Genomic DNA, 15,735 nt, shown 5'->3' with positions numbered 1-15,735 from the left:
CCATTTTCACAGCGCGCTGGCGCTGGCCTTCCTGCTGTTGCTGCTGCGCTTGATCTTTACCGAGTAGCCGGGCTGCCCGTGCCGGGTCGTCTCTCCCCGAGCGTGCTCAGGCTTGCCGGTCGGCAGGCGAGATCTCGGCTGACTGCTCGCCGGCCGTGTCATCAGCGGCGTCATCGGTGTCGTGGGAGCTGTCCGCGGGCGGTGCGAGGACGAGGTCCAGGCGCTCGTCGTCCAGCCCCGGGTGCAGCGGTTCCATGGCCGGTAGATCCTTGCTGGCCTTGGCCGACATCGTCTTGAAACGCTCGACCTTGCCGTGCAGGCCCTGGTTGCCGACCAGGGCGGTGACCGTGTCGTTGTAATGGTTGGACGCCGCGGTCAGCGTCTTGCCGAGCTTCGACAGGCGCTCGGACACGAGACAGACCTGGTTGAACAGGTCGCCGGCGGCGTCGGAGATCTGCCGCGCCTCGCGGTTGCTGCGGTCGACCATCCACAGGTTGGCCACGGTGCGCAGGATGGGCATGAGCGTGGTGTGCGAGACCATGACCACGTTGCGCTGGTAGCCGTAGTTGAACAGGTCCCGGTTCTCCCGCATCGCCTCGATGTAGGCGGGCTCTATGGGCATGAACATGAGCACGAAGCTCGGGCTGCCGAGTTCGGGGAGGTTGGCGTAGTCCTTCGACGCGAGATCGTCGATGTGGCGCCGTACCGCCTGTACGTGGGCGCCCAGCGCCTGCTGGCACTCTTCCTCCGTGGCCGCCGTCACCGCGCGTTCGTAGTCCACCAGGGAGACCTTGCTGTCGATCACCAGGTGCTTGCCGTCCGGCAGCTTGATCAGGAAATCCGGCTGCTTTCGGCGGCCGTCGGCATCGCGGAAGCTGGCCTGGGTCTCGTAGTGCTCCTCGCGCAGCAGCCCGGCCATCTCCAGGGTGCGCTCGAGCTGCGCCTCGCCCCAGTTCCCGGCCGCCTTGTTGTCGCCCTTGAGGGCGAGGGTGAGGTTGTCGGCCTGCTCGTTCATCTTCAGGCCGATCTCGAGCACTTTCTGGATTTCCTTCTCGAGGGCGGTGTTGCCGCGCAAGGTCTCGCCGTGGACCTCATTGACGCGGCGCTGGAAACCGTCGATCTGCTCCCGGAAGGGTTTCAGGAGCGCCTCCAGGGACTGGCGGTTGTGGTCCGTGAAGCGCTTGCCCTTGTCCTCGAAGATCCGGTTGGCGAGGTTCTCGAACTCCCGCGCCAGCTGCTCGCGGCTGTCCTTGAGAAGCGCGAGCTGCTCGGCATAGCGCGATTCCCGGTGGCCGAGCTCGGCCTTGAGTTCCGCTTCCCTGCGCGAGAGGCGGGCGCCCTCACCGCGTGCCTCGTCCAGGGCCTGGCGCGCGCGCCCGCCCTCCTCGGCCGCGGCCGCCAGCTGCCCCTCGAGTCCCTCGCAGCGGGCCTGCAGCCGGCCGAGGGTGCGGCCGCGCAGCAGGGCGCCGAGGCCGGCGCCGACGAGCAGGGCGAGCAGCACGGCGGCGGCGGGAAGCAGCAGGTCGGGGTTGTCCATGGGCGCAGTGTAAAGCACCGGCCCGCGCCCGGGCAGGGGCCTCGGGGCGGACCTGTCGCCCCGGCAGGCGGGTCAGCGGGTTTCGAGGAGCGAGATGTCCGCGACGGCGAGGAAGTGCTGGCGCAGCGCGTGCAGCAGGGCGAGCCGGTTGGCGCGCAGGGCCGGGTCCTCGGCGTTGACCATCACGTCGTCGAAGAAGCGGTCGACGGGTTCGCGCAGCGTGGCGAGGGCCGCGAGCGCCTCGCGGTAGGCGCCGGTGGCCAGCTGCGCGGCGCTCTGGGCGCCCGCGTTTGAGAGTGCCTCCCAGAGCGCGCTCTCCGCGGGTTCGACGAAGCGCGCCGGGTCGACGCCCGCGGCCGTGTCATTCTCATCCGCCTTGGCGAGTATGTTTGCGACCCGCTTGTTCGCCGCGGCGAGGGATTCGGCTTCCGGCCTTTCGCTGAAGGCGTGGACCGCGTGCACGCGCCGGTGGATGTCCAGCGGCCGGCTGGGGCCGAGGGCCGCGACGGCGCGGAAGGTGCCGGCGGCAATGCCTTCGTCCTCGAACCACGCCCGGAAACGCTCGATACTGTAGCCGAGGGTCTGCACCACCGTGTCGCCGGCCAGGGCCCCGGCAGGAAACTGGGCGGCCGCGAGGGTGAGGGCCTCGCGCAGGTCCAGGTCGAGGTCCTTCTCCACGAGGATGCGCAGCACGGCTAGCGCTGCCCGGCGCAGGGCGAAGGGGTCCCGGGAGCCGGTGGGCGGCTGGCCGATGCCGAAGATACCGACCAGCGTGTCCAGCCGGTCGGCCAGCGCCAGGGCGGTGGCCACGGGCCCTTGCGGCAGGCGGTCGCCGGCGAAGCGCGGCCAGTACTGCTGCTGCAGGGCCTCGGCCACGGCCGGGGCCTCGCCGTCGTGGCGCGCGTAGTAAGCGCCGGCGATTCCCTGCAGGTCGCCGAACTCCAGCACCAGCTCCGTGGTCAGGTCGGCCTTGGCCAAATGCGCCGCGCGCTCGCAGGCATCGGCGGGGGCGCCGATCGCATCAGCCAGCTCGCGCACCAGGCACTGCACCCGCGAGGTCTTGTCCCACAGCGTGCCGAGGTCCTTCTGGAACACCACGTCCTTCAGTGCGTCGACGCGGCTGGCGAGCGTGGCCTGCCGGTCCTGTTCATAGAAGAAGGCCGCGTCGGCAAGGCGCGGGCGGATCACGCGCTCGTTACCGGCGATGACCTGCACGGGGTCCCGGCTCTCGATATTGGCGATGGTGATGAAATGGGGCAGCAGTTCACCGCCTGAATCCACCACGTGGAAATACTTCTGGTGTTCCTTCATGGCGGAGATCAGGGCCTCCGGGGGCACGGCCAGGAAGCGCTCGTCGAAGGCGCCCGTGAGGGCCACGGGCCACTCGACCAGGCCGGTCACCTCGTCGAGCAGGTCCCCGTCGACCACGGCCTCGGCGCCGAGGGCGCTGGCCTCCACGGCGACCTGCTCGCGGATCATGCCGCGCCGGCGCTCGAAGTCGGCCACGACCCAGGCCTCGGCGAGGGCCTGCTCGTAGGCCTCGGGGCTTTCCAGAGTGATCTCGCGGTCGGCGTGGAAACGGTGGCCCCGGGTTCGGTTGCCGGCCGCGATGCCGAACACCTCGCAGGGCTGCACCGCGTCACCGAAGAGGGCCACGAGCCAGTGCACCGGCCGTACGAACTCGAAGCGGTGCGCGCCCCAGCGCATGCGCTTGCTGATGGGCAGCCCGGCGACGGCCTCGTCGATGACGGCGCCGAGGCTCTCGGCCGTGCGCGCGCCGGCCTCCTCCCGGCGCAGGCCCAGGCGCGGCCCCTTGGGGGTATCGATGAGCTCGAGGCCGTCGGGCTCGACGCCCTGCTTGCGGGCAAAGCCCGCCGCGGCCGGCGTCCAGGCGCCCTGCTCGTCGCGGGCCCGGTCCGCCGGCGGGCCGAGCAGCTCGAGCTGCCGGGCCGGTGCGGCCTCGGCGACCTCCTCCACCAGCACCGCCAGGCGCCGGGGCGTGGCGAACCAGCGGGCTTCGCCGTGGGCGAGGTCGCGGTCGGCGAGGCCCTTCAGCAGGCCGTCGCGAAAGGCCAGGCCCAGGTTCCGGAGGTCCTTCGGCGGCAGCTCCTCCGTGCCGATCTCGACCAGCAGCGTTTCGGTGCTCATGCGCTGGCCTCCGCTGCCTGCTGCCGGTCCGCAAGGGCGGCCTTGCGCAGCGCGGCGTCCGCCATCGGGAAGCCCAGGCGCGCCCGCGCCTCGACATAGGCCGCGGCCACCGCGCGGGCCAGGGTGCGCACGCGCAGGATGTAGCGCTGGCGCTCGGTCACCGAGATGGCGTGCCGGGCATCGAGCAGGTTGAAGGTGTGCGAGGCTTTCATGACCATCTCGTAGGCGGGCAGGGGCAGTTCGAGCCCGACCAGGCGGCCGGCCTCGGCCTCGCAGTGATCGAACTGCGCGAACAGCGCTTTCGTGTCGGCCTCGCGGAAGTTGTAGCGCGACATCTCGACTTCATTCTGGTGGAACACGTCGCCGTAGCTCACCGTGCCGGCGGGGGTCTCGGCCCAGACGAGGTCGTAGACGCTGTCCACGCCCTGCAGGTACATGGCGATGCGCTCCAGGCCGTAGGTGATCTCGCCGGTGACCGGGTAGCACTCGAGGCCGCCGGCCTGCTGGAAGTAGGTGAACTGGGTCACTTCCATGCCGTTCAGCCACACTTCCCAGCCGAGGCCCCAGGCGCCGAGGGTCGGCGACTCCCAGTTGTCCTCCACGAAGCGCACGTCGTGGATGCCCGTATCGATGCCGAGGGCGCGCAGCGACTCGAGGTAGAGCGCCTGGAACTCCGGCGGCGAGGGCTTCATGACCACCTGGAACTGGTAGTAGTGCTGCAGCCGGTTGGGATTCTCCCCGTAGCGGCCGTCGGTGGGCCGGCGGCTCGGCTGCACGTAGGCCGCATTCCAATTCTCCGGACCGAGGGAGCGCAGGAACGTGGCCGGGTGGAAGGTGCCGGCGCCCACTTCCATGTCCAGCGGCTGCAGGACCACGCAGCCCTTCTCGCCCCAGAAGGCCTGCAGGCGCAGGATCAGCTCCTGGAAAGTCAGCTTGTCGCTCATGCTCGTTCCGTCCCCGGGCCTCGCCCCGGCGGCGGACCGGGGCAAAAAAGCGGGTATTATACAGGCTGGGCTCCCGGCATAATATGCGCGGCCGGCGCCGTCGCGGTGCCCCGCCAGGCCGCCCCGGCCGCTCGCCGACACCTCCCCCGCCAGCGGAGACGCGCATGTACTACGGCAAACTCGTCGCCGGCCTCCTCGGACTCCTGATCGCCGGCCCCCTGGGCCTGCTCGTCGGCCTGCTGCTCGGCCACGCCTTCGATCGCGGCCTCGCGGGCCAGTTCGCCCTCGGCGGCCGCGAGGGTATCGCGCGCATCCAGCGCAGCTTCTTCGAGAGCTGCTTTCTGCTCCTGGGCTATATCGCCAAGGCCGACGGCCGGGTCTCCCAGGCAGAGATCGACCACACGGAGGCGCTGTTCCGCCAGCTGCGCCTTAACCCGGAGCAGCGCAAGGAGGCTATCGGCCTGTTCAAGCAGGGTTCGGCGCCGGGCTTCGACCCGGCACCGGTGGTGGCCCGTTTCCTCGAGGCTTCCCGCGGCCAGCGGCTCGTAAAGCAGACGCTGCTGTTCTTCCTGGTGTCGCTGGCGCTGGCGGACCACCAGCTCGACGCGGCGGAGCGGCGGGTCCTCGGCGAGGTGGCCGGGCTCCTCGGCTACACCGAGGCACAGCTCGACCAGATCCTCGGCATGACCCGGGCGCAGGAGCATTTCCACGGCGCCGGCGGCGCCGCCGTGCAGCCCGGCACGTCCCTCGATGATGCCTACGCGGCGCTCGGGGTGAGCCCGGAGGTGGATGACCGCGAGCTGAAGCGGGCCTACCGCAAGCTCATGAGCGAGCACCACCCGGACAAGCTCATCGCCCGCGGCGTGCCGGAAGACATGCTGAAGGTGGCGACGGAACGGGCGCAGGAGATCCAGGTCGCCTACGACATGGTCCGCAAGGCCCGCGGCCAGGCCTGAGCGCGGTACCCGGAAGCGCCGATGCCGGCGGTGCCCGCTACTGGCGCCAGAACATCGGCGTGAACAGCACCAGCAGCGTGAACACCTCGAGGCGGCCGAGGAGCATGGCGAGGCACAGCACCCCCTTGGCGAAGTCGCCGATCCCCGCGTAGTTGGCGCTGACCGCACCGAGGCCCGGCCCCAGGTTGTTCAGGGTCGCGCCCATGGCCGAGAAGGCCGTGAGGAAGTCGAGCCCGGTGGCCATGAGCACCAGCATCAGCACGATGAAGACAAAGGTGTAGACGGCGAAGAAGCTCCACACCGCGCTCACAACGGTGGCCTCCACCCGCCGGTTGCCGACCTTCAGCGGGATCACCGCGTGCGGGTGGATCAGCTGCTTGAGCTCGCGGATACCCTGCTTGTAGATGAGCATGAGGCGCATGGCCTTGATGCCGCCGCCGGTGGAGCCGACGCAGCCGCCCATGAAGGAGAACATCATCAGCATCATGGGCAGGAACCCGGGCCAGGCCGCGAAGTCCTGGGTGGCAAAGCCGGTGGTGGTGGTGATCGACACCGCCTGGAACAGGCCGTGAACGATGCCGTCCTCGACCTCAAGGGTGCCGGAGGCGATGAGGTAGGCGATGGTCGCCGTGGTGCAGACGAGCATGGCGCTGCCGAAGAAGCGGGTTTCCGAGTCCCGGCGGTAGTGGCTCAGGCTGCGCCGCTTGAAGGCGCTGTAGTGCATGCCGAAGTTGATCGCCGACACCAGCATGAACAGCGTGCAGATCAGGTAGATGGTGTTGCTGTCGAAGTAGCCCATGCTGGCGTCGTGGGTACTGAAGCCGCCGATGGCCACGGTGGAGAAGGCGTGGCAGAGGGCGTCGAAGGGCGTCATGCCGGCGGCGAAGTAGGCGAGCCCGCAGGTCGCGGTCAGGGCCACGTAGATGACGAACAGCGCCTTCGCGGTCTCGGCGATACGCGGCGTCAGCTTGCTGTCCTTGCTCGGCCCCGGCGTCTCGGCACGGTAGAGCTGCATGCCGCCGATGCCGAGCATGGGCAGCACGGCCACGGCGACCACGATGATGCCGATGCCGCCCAGCCACTGCAGCAGCTGCCGGTAGAGCAGCAGGGACCGGGGCAGGTCGTCGAGGCCCACGAGCACCGTCGCCCCGGTGGTGGTCAGGCCGGAGATCGACTCGAAGGCGGCGTCCACGGGGCTCACCCCCAGGGACTCGGTCAGGGCGAAGGGCAGGGCGCCGAAGAGCCCGAGGACGGTCCAGAAAAGCGCCGTGACCAGGAAACCGTCGCGGATGCGCAGTTCCCGCTGCGCGCCGCGCATGGTCAGCCAGAGCAGGAGGCCGGCGGAGAGGGTGATGGAAAAGGCGGCGAGAAAGCCGGGCACCGTCTCGTCTTCGCCCATGACCGCGACCACCAGCGGGACCAGCATGGCGCTGGAGAACAGCGTCAGCAGCAGGCCGAGGATGCGCAGGGAGATGGCGAGCTGCATGGGCGTTTGGGGCTAGGAGAAGAAGCCGAGGCCGACGGCGAAGAGTTTCTCCACCGCGGGAATCCGCGTCTTGTCCACGACGAAGAGGATCACGTGGTCCCCGGTCTCGACTGCCACGTGGCGGTGGGCGATGAGCACCTCGTCTCCGCGGACGATGGCGCCGATCGTCACCCCTTCCGGCAGCGCGATGTCCTCGAGCTTGCGGCCCACCACCCGCGACGAATAGGCGTCGCCGAGGGCGGTGAGCTCCAGCGCCTCGGCGGCGCCGCGGCGCAGCGCGTGGATGTTGCTCACCTCGCCCTTGCGCACGTGGGCGAGCAGGCTGGAGATGGTGATTTCCTGCGGCGAGATGGCGATGTCGATCTCGTCGCCCACGAGCTCCGCGTAGGCCTTGTTGGTGATCAGCGTGATGACCTTCTTGGCCCCGAGACGCTTGGCCAGCATCGACATCATGATGTTGGACTCGTCGTTGTTGGTCAGCGCGCAGAAAACGTCGACCGAGTCGATGCTCTCTTCCTTCAGCAGCTGCGGCTGCGATGCGCTGCCGTCGATCACGAGCGTGTGCTTGAGGCGCTCGGACAGCTCGCGACAGCGGACGTAGCTGTTCTCGATGAGCTTGACCGTATAGTCGTTCTCGATGCCGGCGGCGAGGCGCTCGCCGATGTTGCCGCCGCCGGCGATCATGACCCGCCGGTAGGGCTTGTCCACGCGCCGGAGCTCGGACATGACCTTGCGGATGTGCTGCCGGGCGGCGATGAAAAAGACCTCGTCGTCGGCCTCCACCACGGTGTCGCCCTCGGGAATGATGGCCCGGTCCTGGCGGAAGATGGCCGCTACCCGCGTGTCCACCTTCGGCATGTGCTTGCGGATCGCCGCGAGCTCCTGGCCGACGATCGGTCCGCCGTGCACCGCGCGCACGGCCACCAGCTGTACCCGGCCGCCGGCGAAGTCCATGACCTGCAGCGCGCCGGGGTTGATGATGAGCTGGCGGATGCTGTCGGTGATCAGCTGCTCCGGGCCGATGATCACGTCGATGGGGATGTTTTCGCGGTTGAACAGGGCCTCCTCGCGCTCGAGGTAGGCCGTGGCGCGGACTCGCGAGATCTTGCGCGGTGTGCGGTGCAGCGTGTGTGCCACCTGGCAGGCGACCATGTTGATCTCGTCGCTGTTGGTCACCGCGATGAGCATCTCGGCATCGGCGATGCCGGCACTCTCCAGGGTGGATGGGTCCGACGCGTGACCGGTGACGATGCCGATGTCGAGGCGGTCCTGCAGGGCGCGGAGCTTCTCGCCGTTGGTGTCGACGACGGTGATATCGTTCTTCTCGTCGGCCAGGTGCTCGGCGAGGGTGCCGCCGACCTGGCCTGCCCCGAGGATGATGATTTTCATGCCGCCGTGACCGTCCCGCTGAGCGTCCTGCCGAGTTGGTCGAACCTTAATGAATTAGCTGGGGTATTGTAAGCCTTCACGGAGAAGGAGGCGCCTTCCTGAGCAGTGCGTAGTACAGCCCGTCGCAGCCGTCCACGCGCGGCAGCAGCTGGTAGCCGAGGACGGTGCGCTCGGCCCCCGGCACTTGCGGGGTGCACTCGCGGGCATCGTCGCGACCGGCGAGGAAGGGCCCGATCACGTGGTCATTCTCGGCGGCGAGCAGCGAGCAGGTCGCGTAGAGCAGCCGTCCCCCGGGCGCGAGGCGCGCCCAGCAGCCGTCGAGGATAGCGCGCTGGCGCGCCGCGAGCTGCCCGGGGTCGGCATCCCGGCGCAGGACCTTGATGTCCGGGTGCCGGCGCACCACGCCGCTGCCGCTGCACGGGGCATCCACGAGAATGCAGTCGAACGCTGCGGCGCCGGCGAGCAGCGCCGGGTCCGCCGCATCGCCGGCGACCAGCCGTGCGCGCTGGCCGAGGCGATCGAGGTTCTCCCGCACCCGGGCGAGGCGCACCTCGTCCACGTCCACGGCCGTCAGCTCACAGCCCGGCGCGAGTTCCAGCAGGTGGCAGGCCTTGCCGCCGGGGGCGGCGCAGGCGTCGAGCACGCGCTCGCCCTCGCGCGGGGCAAGCAGGGGCGCCGCGAGCTGGGCGGCCTCGTCCTGCACGCTGAGCTTGCCCTCGGAAAAGCCCGGCAGTCCCTCCACCGGGCGCGGCCGGGCGAGGGTCAGCGCGTCCTCGGACAGCGTCCCCGCGGAGGCCTCGATGCCGGCCGCGGTGAGCGCTGCCAGGGCCGTTTCGCGGTCCAGGCGCTCTCGGTTGACCCGCAGGGTGAGTGGCGGCTGGCTGTTGTTGGCGGCGATGATGCGGTCGAGGGCGTCGGGCCATTCCGCGGCCATGGCATCGAACAGCCAGCCCGGGTGCGCCGCCCGGGCCGCCGGGGGCAGCGCGGCCTCGAGCTCGGCCCGCTCGCGCTGGTAGCGCCGCAGTACGGCATTCAGGAGTCCGCGCGCCCAGGGCTTGCCGAGGTCGGTAGCGGCAGCGACGGTTTCCGCGACCGCCGCGTGCTCCGGAATGCGCGTGTCGCTGAGCTGGTACAGGCCGAGCAGGAGCAGCGCGTGGACGTCCCGGTCCTTGCGGCGCAGCGGCCGGTCGAGGAGCCGGGCGGCCAGCGCCTCCAGCCGCGGCGCCAGGCGCAGGGTGCCGTAGCATAGCTGGGCGAGCAGGGGCCGGTCGCGCTCGGCAACGCGTTCCTGGGCGCCGGCGAGCAGGGCGTCGAGGGAGCGGCCCGCGAGAACCCCGGCGATGACGCCGGCGGCGGCGGCCCGGGGTGCCAGGGCCATCAGGCCGCGCCGGTGTCTGCGTGAGTGCCGAAGCGGGCGCCCGGGGCGAGGCGGTCGGCCCGGGCGCGCAGCAGCTCGGCCACCGGCAGCCGGCGTCCGCCGGGAAACTGCAGCTCCACCAGGCGCAGGCAGCCCTCGCCGCAGGCAACGAGCAGGCCGCGGTCGTCGCTGGCCAGGATCGTTCCCGGTGCGCCCGCGGGCCCCGCGGCGGTCACCGCGTGCCAGATCTTCACCCGCTCACCGCCCAGGGTGGAGAAGCAGACCGGGAACGGGTTGAAGGCGCGGATGCGGCGGGCCAGCTGCGCCGCGGGCAGGTTCCAGTCCAGCGCTGCCTCGGCCTTGTCGATCTTGGCGGCATAGCTGGCGCCGGCATCGTCCTGCAGCCGCGCCGCGGCCCGCCGCGCCGGCAGGTCGGCGAGCACGGATAGGAGCAGGGGCGGGCCCAGCACCGCGAGCCGGTCGTGGAGGTCGGCGGCGGTCGTGCTCTCGTCGATGGGGCAGGTGGCGGTGGCGAGCATCGCCCCGGTGTCGAGGCCGGCATCCATCTGCATGATAGTCACGCCGGACTGCGTATCCCCGGCCTCGATGGCGCGCTGGATCGGCGCGGCGCCGCGCCAGCGCGGCAGCAGCGAGGCGTGGACGTTGAGGCAGCCGTGCGCGGGGATGGTGAGCACGGCCGCGGGCAGGATGAGGCCGTAGGCAACCACGACCAGGACGTCCGCCCCGTAGCCGGCGAGGGTCGCCTGCACGGCCGCGTCGCGCAGCGTCGGCGGTTGCAAAACCGGAACGCCGGCCGCGCTCGCGCTTTCCTTCACCGGGCTCGCGGTGAGGCGCTTGCCGCGCCCCGCGGGGCGGTCGGGCTGGGTCAGCACCGCCAGCACCTCGTGCTCCGGTGCGGCGAGTAGTGCGTCGAGGTGGACGCGCGCGAACTCGGGCGTGCCCGCGAAGAGGAGTTTCACCGGCTCAGGCGTGCACGCGCTGGGCTTTTTCCAGCTTCCGGCGGATGCGCTGGCGTTTCAGCGGCGAGATGTAGTCGACGAACAGCTTGCCGTCGAGGTGGTCCACCTCGTGCTGGAGGCAGATCGCCGCCAGGCCCTCGAGCTCTTCCGTGAAGGCCTCGCCGTCGCGGCCCAGCGCGCTGACGCGGATGCGCTGCGGCCGGTTCACCGTTTCGTAGAAGCCGGGGACGGAGAGGCAGCCCTCGTCGTACTCGCCCAGCTCCGGGTCGAGGATCTCGAACTCGGGGTTGATGTAGACCCGGGGACAGTCCCGCTCCGGCGAGGTATCCATGACCAGCAGGCGCTGGTGGACATTGACCTGGGTCGCGGCGAGGCCGATCCCGCCGGCGTCGTACATGGTCTCGAGGAGGTCGTCCACGAGCGACCGCAGGGCGTCATCCACGGACTCCACGGGCGCGGCGCGGGTGCGCAGCCGCGGGTCCGGGAAGGAGAGAATGTCCATGATTGCCATCGTCAGCGGCCCTTTTTGCGTTCTCGGTGGCGTTTTGTCTTCGGCGTGCGCCGGCGTGAATAGTCCCGCAGGGACTTGTCAGTTGCGCGTCGTCACAGCAAACTCCAAGTATACAGGTCTGTCCTGCGCCCGGCGACGCCGGCAGCAGTGCGGGCGTCGGGGGAAGCGGCCGCCGCGGGCGGCGCCATAAACAGCACCATAAACAGGCAGCACCACAAAAAAACGGGCGGTAGGTAGCCATGAGCAACTCGAGATCACCCGGTAGCAGTTCCGTCACGGGGGCGGTGCGCGCCCTCATCCTCGCCGCTGCCCTGGGCCTCGCGGCCCCGCTGGCCGCCGCGCTGGAGCTGGCCGAGGGCGCCCCGGAGAGCTACATCGTCAAGAAGGGCGACACGCTCTGGGGCATTGCCGGCATGTACCTCGAGGAGCCCTGGCTGTGGCCGGAGCTCTGGGACGTCAACCCGCAGATCGACAACCCGCACCTGATCTTCCCGGGCGACGAGCTCTACCTGAGCTGGGTCGACGGCAAGCCGCGGCTGAGCGTGCGCCGGGGCCGGGACGTCAAGCTCACACCGAACATGCGTGTCTCGCCGCGCGATCTCGCGATACCGGTGATCCCCCTGGACCAGATCGGCGCCTTCCTGCGCCGGCACCGCATCCTCGGTGCCGAGGAACTGGAAAACGCCGCCTACGTGGTCGCCGCCTCGGAAGAGCGGCTCATCAGCGCCGCCGGCGATACCATCTACGGCCGTGGTCGCTTCCCCGACGACGAGCGCAGCTACGGGATCTACCGGGCCGGGGACATCTACCGGGACCCGATCACGCTGGAGATTCTCGGCTACCAGGGCAAGGACATCGGCGATGCCCAGCTGCTATCGAGCAACCGCGACGAGGTCACGACGCTCGAGGTGACCCGGGTCACCGAGGAAGTACGCATCACTGACCGGCTGCTGCCCCTCGAGGAGCGGGTCCTCGACGCCACCTTCCAGCCCCGGGCACCGGGCGTGGACCTCGAGAACGCCTTCATGATTGCCGTGGACGGCGGCGTCAGCCAGATCGGCACCACGGATATCGTGGTCCTGAACAAGGGTGCCCGGGACGGGCTCGAGCGCGGGCACGTGCTCGCCATCTACCAGGCGGGCGGCATGACCTTCGACGAGATCGCCCGCAACAACGTCCGTCTGCCCGATACGCGCGCCGGCCTCGCCATGGTCTTCGAGGTCGCCGAGAAGGCGAGCTATGCGCTCGTCCTCAAGGCCAGCCGGGTGCTGAAAGTGATGGACAAAGTCAAGAATCCCTAGGCTACACTGCTGACTCAGCATACCGGCGCCACAGGGACGTGGCGCGCGCGGCGCCCCGGCGCCGACCGGCCAGGGAAGACATCATGCCCGGGGACAGCCTCGCCCACTGCCTGCTGCTCGATTCCTGTGACGACCTCACGGTCGCCGCTGCGCGCCGGCTGCTCAGCGCATTTCCGGACATGGAGCAGGGCCTGGCGGCCGGCCCGCGCGCCTGGCGCGATGCCGGCCTGGCGCCCGCGGCCTGCAGCGCGCTGGCGTCCCGCCTGCGCCGGGGCCCGGGTCGCGAGGAAGCGGCGGCCCTCGAGCGCCTGCGCCGCCTCGGTGCCAGCGCCCTCTCCTTTGGCGACCCGCGCTACCCGGTTCTGCTCCGCGCCATCGCCGCCGCCCCGCCCTGGCTCTACCTGCGCGGCGACCCCGCCGCGCTCGCAGTGCCCCAGGTCGCCATCGTCGGCAGCCGCCGCGCCAGCGCCCTCGGGCGCCGGGCGGCGCGGGAGCTAGGCGGCGAGCTGGCGCGGGCCGGGCTCACGGTGACCAGCGGGCTGGCCATCGGCATCGACGGCTGTGCCCACGGCGGTGCCCTCGACGCCGGCGGCGACACCGTTGCGGTCATGGCCACGGGGATCGACAAGGTCTACCCGCGGCGGCACCGCGAGCTGGCGGAGCGCATCGTCGAGCGCGGCTGCCTGGTGACGGAACTGCCCCCGGGTACCGGGCCCCGCCCGTCGCACTTCCCGAAGCGCAATCGGCTGATCAGCGGCCTTTCCCTCGGTACCGTGGTCGTCGAGGCGGCACTGCCGAGCGGCTCCCTGCTCACCGCCCAGGCCGCTGCTGCGCAGGGCCGGGACGTATTCGCCGTGCCCTGGTCGCGCTTCCACCCGGGCGGCCGCGGCTGTCTGCAGCTCCTTCGCGAGGGTGCCGGCCTGGTGGAGCACGCCGCGGACGTGCTCCTCAGCCTGGGCTGGCCGGGCCTCTTGCCGGCGGCCGCGGCGGCGGAAGGCCCCGCCGCGGACGGCAGCGCCGCGCCCGGCGTCGACCTGTCGGCACCCGCGCGCCGCCTGCTCGGCGCCCTCGACGCCGGTGAGCGCGCGTCGGACCGCCTCGCCATGGACCTGGGTGAAAGCGTTGAGTGGGTACTGACTGCGGTGGGAGAGCTGGAGCTCGCGGGCCTTGCGGACCGGGGCGCGGGCGGCTACCGGCGCCTGCGCTGAGTTCGCCTTGCCTGCCCCCCAGCGCCTGCTAGAATCCCTGCTCGCCGGCAGTCCGCGCCGGCCCCCGCCCCGGCCGGGCCCCGCCAGAAGGACCGACAGCATGACCGACAGCCAGCCCGACACCCTGCCGATGGACGCCGTCAAGGCCTACCTGCTCGGCCTGCAGGACCGCATCTGCGAGGAGCTCGCCGAGGAGGATGGTCGCGAGGGCTTCATCGTCGACAGCTGGGAGCGGCCCGGGGGCGGCGGCGGCCGCAGCCGTGTCCTCGCCGGCGGCGCTGTCTTCGAGAAGGCCGGGGTCAACTTCTCCCACGTCATGGGCGAGGGCCTGCCCCCCTCGGCCACGGCGGCGAGGCCGGAGCTTGCCGGCCGCAGCTACCAGGCCATGGGGGTGTCGCTGGTGATCCACCCGGAGAACCCCTACGTCCCCACCTCGCATGCCAACGTGCGCCTGTTCGTGGCGGAAAAGCCCGGCGAAGCGCCGGTCTGGTGGTTCGGCGGCGGCTACGACCTCACGCCCTACTACGGCTTCGAAGAGGACTGCGTGCACTGGCACAGTACCGCCCGCGATGCCTGCGCGCCCTTCGGTGACGATGTCTATCCGCGCTTCAAGCGCTTGTGTGACGAGTACTTCTACCTCAAGCATCGCAAGGAGCCCCGGGGCGTCGGCGGCCTGTTCTACGACGACCTGAACGAGTGGGATTTCGATAGCTGCTTCGCGTTCATGCGCGCCGTCGGCGATTCCTACCTGCGGGCTTACCGGCCGATCGTGCAGCGGCGCCGGGAAACGCCCTGGGGTGAACGCGAGCGCCAGTTCCAGCTCTACCGGCGCGGCCGCTACGTCGAGTTCAACCTGGTCTTCGACCGCGGTACGCTCTTCGGCCTGCAGTCCGACGGCCGCACCGAGGCGATCCTCATGTCCCTGCCGCCGCTGGTGCGCTGGGAATACGACTACCACCCGGAGCCCGGCACGCCGGAAGCGGCGCTGACCGGCGAGTTCCTGACCGGCCGCGACTGGCTGGCGCCGTGACGGAAACCATGACTGAACCCAGGACGGACCGGGAGGACAGCCCCGTGAGCAGCGCGCGCAAGTTCGCCGTCTACGGCAACCCGATCAAGCACAGCAAATCGCCGATCATCCACAGCGCCTTCGCGGCGCAGTTCGGCCACCGCATCGAGTACCGGGCGGTGCGCGTCGAGCTCGGCGATTTCGAGCGCTCCGCCCGCGCCTTCTTCGAGCGCGGCGGAGCCGGCCTCAACGTCACCGTGCCCTTCAAGCCCGACGCGGCGGCCTTTGCCGACCGGCTCTCGGACCGCGCCCGCCGGGCCGGCGCGGCGAACACGCTGCACCCCGGCGAGGACGGGGCGATCCTCGGCGACAACACCGACGGCCTTGGCCTCGTGCGCGACATGGTCGTAAACCTCGGCTGGGCGGTGCAGGGCGCGCGGGTGCTGGTCCTCGGCGCCGGCGGCGCCGCCCGCGGCGTGCTCGAGCCGCTGCTCCTCGAGGGCCCCCGCAGCCTGTTCATCGCAAACCGAACAGCATCGAAAGTCGCGGAAATTGCCGACATTTTCGGCGATCTTGGTGATGTGGCAGGCGGTGGCCTCGACGCCCTCGAGGGCCGCGGCTTCGACCTGGTGATCAACGCCACCAGTGCCGGTCTCGCCGGCGAGGTGCCGCCGTTGCCGCCCGCCATCCTCACTGAGCGCAGCTGCTGCTACGACATGGTCTACGGCGCAGAACCCACGGCCTTCATGCGCTGGGCGGCGCAGCATGCTGCCTGGGCCGTGTCCGACGGCCTCGGCATGCTGGTGGAGCAGGCGGCCGAGTCCTACTACCGCTGGCACCAGGCCCGGCCCGAGACCGGCCCGGTCATCCGCCACGTTCGCGAGGTCCTGGCTGCCGCGGCATAAGCGC

The 15,735-nt window shown here is 70.7% G+C and carries 13 protein-coding genes; 5 read left to right on the top strand and 8 right to left on the bottom strand.

All coding sequences use genetic code 11. From position 1 onward, the window contains the following. Positions 1 to 106: 106 nt before the first annotated feature. From RKE50_RS02975 to glyQ, 3 genes are read right to left on the bottom strand one after another with little or no spacing between them, the layout of a single operon-like run. The gene (locus RKE50_RS02975; RefSeq protein ID WP_350034294.1) at positions 107 to 1,555 is read right to left on the bottom strand and encodes a DNA recombination protein RmuC; all 1,449 of its coding nucleotides are present in this window, start codon (positions 1,553 to 1,555) and stop codon (positions 107 to 109) included. A gap of 54 nt (positions 1,556 to 1,609) precedes the next feature. After that, a complete protein-coding gene (gene glyS, locus RKE50_RS02970) occupies positions 1,610 to 3,685 on the bottom strand; it encodes a glycine--tRNA ligase subunit beta (protein ID WP_350034292.1) in 2,076 nt (691 codons plus the stop codon). Further along, positions 3,682 to 4,629, bottom strand: coding sequence for a glycine--tRNA ligase subunit alpha (gene glyQ, locus RKE50_RS02965; RefSeq protein WP_350034290.1), 948 nt, complete (start codon positions 4,627 to 4,629; stop codon positions 3,682 to 3,684). Before glyQ ends, glyS begins: the two co-directional genes overlap by 4 nt. Positions 4,630 to 4,793: 164 nt before the next feature. On the opposite strand from glyQ, the gene djlA reads away from it, so the two are divergent. Beyond that, positions 4,794 to 5,585: a co-chaperone DjlA gene (gene djlA / locus RKE50_RS02960; protein WP_350034288.1), complete on the top strand. Its 792-nt coding sequence runs from the start codon at positions 4,794 to 4,796 to the stop codon at positions 5,583 to 5,585. A gap of 37 nt (positions 5,586 to 5,622) precedes the next feature. On the opposite strand, the gene RKE50_RS02955 is transcribed toward djlA, so the two are convergent. The 5 genes from RKE50_RS02955 to def all read right to left on the bottom strand — a co-directional run bounded on the left by RKE50_RS02955 (position 5,623) and on the right by def (position 11,308). Continuing rightward, entirely contained in the window at positions 5,623 to 7,071 is a 1,449-nt protein-coding gene (locus RKE50_RS02955) for a TrkH family potassium uptake protein (RefSeq protein ID WP_350034287.1), read from the bottom strand. Between the two features lie 12 nt (positions 7,072 to 7,083). Beyond that, positions 7,084 to 8,460, bottom strand: coding sequence for a Trk system potassium transporter TrkA (gene trkA / locus RKE50_RS02950; RefSeq protein WP_350034286.1), 1,377 nt, complete (start codon positions 8,458 to 8,460; stop codon positions 7,084 to 7,086). Positions 8,461 to 8,536: 76 nt separating this feature from the next. Further along, positions 8,537 to 9,838 (bottom strand): 16S rRNA (cytosine(967)-C(5))-methyltransferase RsmB, encoded by a 1,302-nt coding sequence (gene rsmB, locus RKE50_RS02945; protein WP_350034284.1) that lies wholly within the window; start codon positions 9,836 to 9,838, stop codon positions 8,537 to 8,539. Next, positions 9,838 to 10,797 carry a methionyl-tRNA formyltransferase gene (gene fmt / locus RKE50_RS02940; RefSeq protein ID WP_350034282.1) on the bottom strand — a complete coding sequence of 320 codons (960 nt, stop codon included), beginning with the start codon at positions 10,795 to 10,797 and terminating at the stop codon, positions 9,838 to 9,840. The genes rsmB and fmt overlap by 1 nt, the downstream gene beginning before the upstream one ends. A gap of 4 nt (positions 10,798 to 10,801) precedes the next feature. Beyond that, positions 10,802 to 11,308: a peptide deformylase gene (gene def / locus RKE50_RS02935; protein ID WP_350034280.1), complete on the bottom strand. Its 507-nt coding sequence runs from the start codon at positions 11,306 to 11,308 to the stop codon at positions 10,802 to 10,804. Between the two features lie 239 nt (positions 11,309 to 11,547). Here def and RKE50_RS02930 point away from each other — a divergent pair, with 239 nt between their 5' ends. The 4 genes from RKE50_RS02930 (at position 11,548) to aroE (ending at position 15,731) form a co-directional block, all read left to right on the top strand. Continuing rightward, positions 11,548 to 12,609: a LysM peptidoglycan-binding domain-containing protein gene (locus tag RKE50_RS02930; RefSeq protein ID WP_350034279.1), complete on the top strand. Its 1,062-nt coding sequence runs from the start codon at positions 11,548 to 11,550 to the stop codon at positions 12,607 to 12,609. 83 nt (positions 12,610 to 12,692) lie between these two features. Further along, positions 12,693 to 13,817: a DNA-processing protein DprA gene (gene dprA, locus RKE50_RS02925; protein WP_350034277.1), complete on the top strand. Its 1,125-nt coding sequence runs from the start codon at positions 12,693 to 12,695 to the stop codon at positions 13,815 to 13,817. A gap of 100 nt (positions 13,818 to 13,917) precedes the next feature. Then, positions 13,918 to 14,847, top strand: coding sequence for an oxygen-dependent coproporphyrinogen oxidase (gene hemF, locus RKE50_RS02920; RefSeq protein WP_350034275.1), 930 nt, complete (start codon positions 13,918 to 13,920; stop codon positions 14,845 to 14,847). Between the two features lie 8 nt (positions 14,848 to 14,855). Then, complete coding sequence (aroE, locus tag RKE50_RS02915) at positions 14,856 to 15,731, top strand: shikimate dehydrogenase (protein ID WP_350034273.1); 876 nt, start codon at positions 14,856 to 14,858, stop codon at positions 15,729 to 15,731. Positions 15,732 to 15,735: the final 4 nt, after the last annotated feature.

Origin of the sequence: Pseudohaliea sp., from assembly GCF_040217025.1 — a bacterium.
GTDB lineage: Bacteria > Pseudomonadota > Gammaproteobacteria > Pseudomonadales > Halieaceae > Pseudohaliea.
Note: the sequence above shows the minus strand (reverse complement) of the source record. Positions and strands in the feature narration are given on the sequence as shown.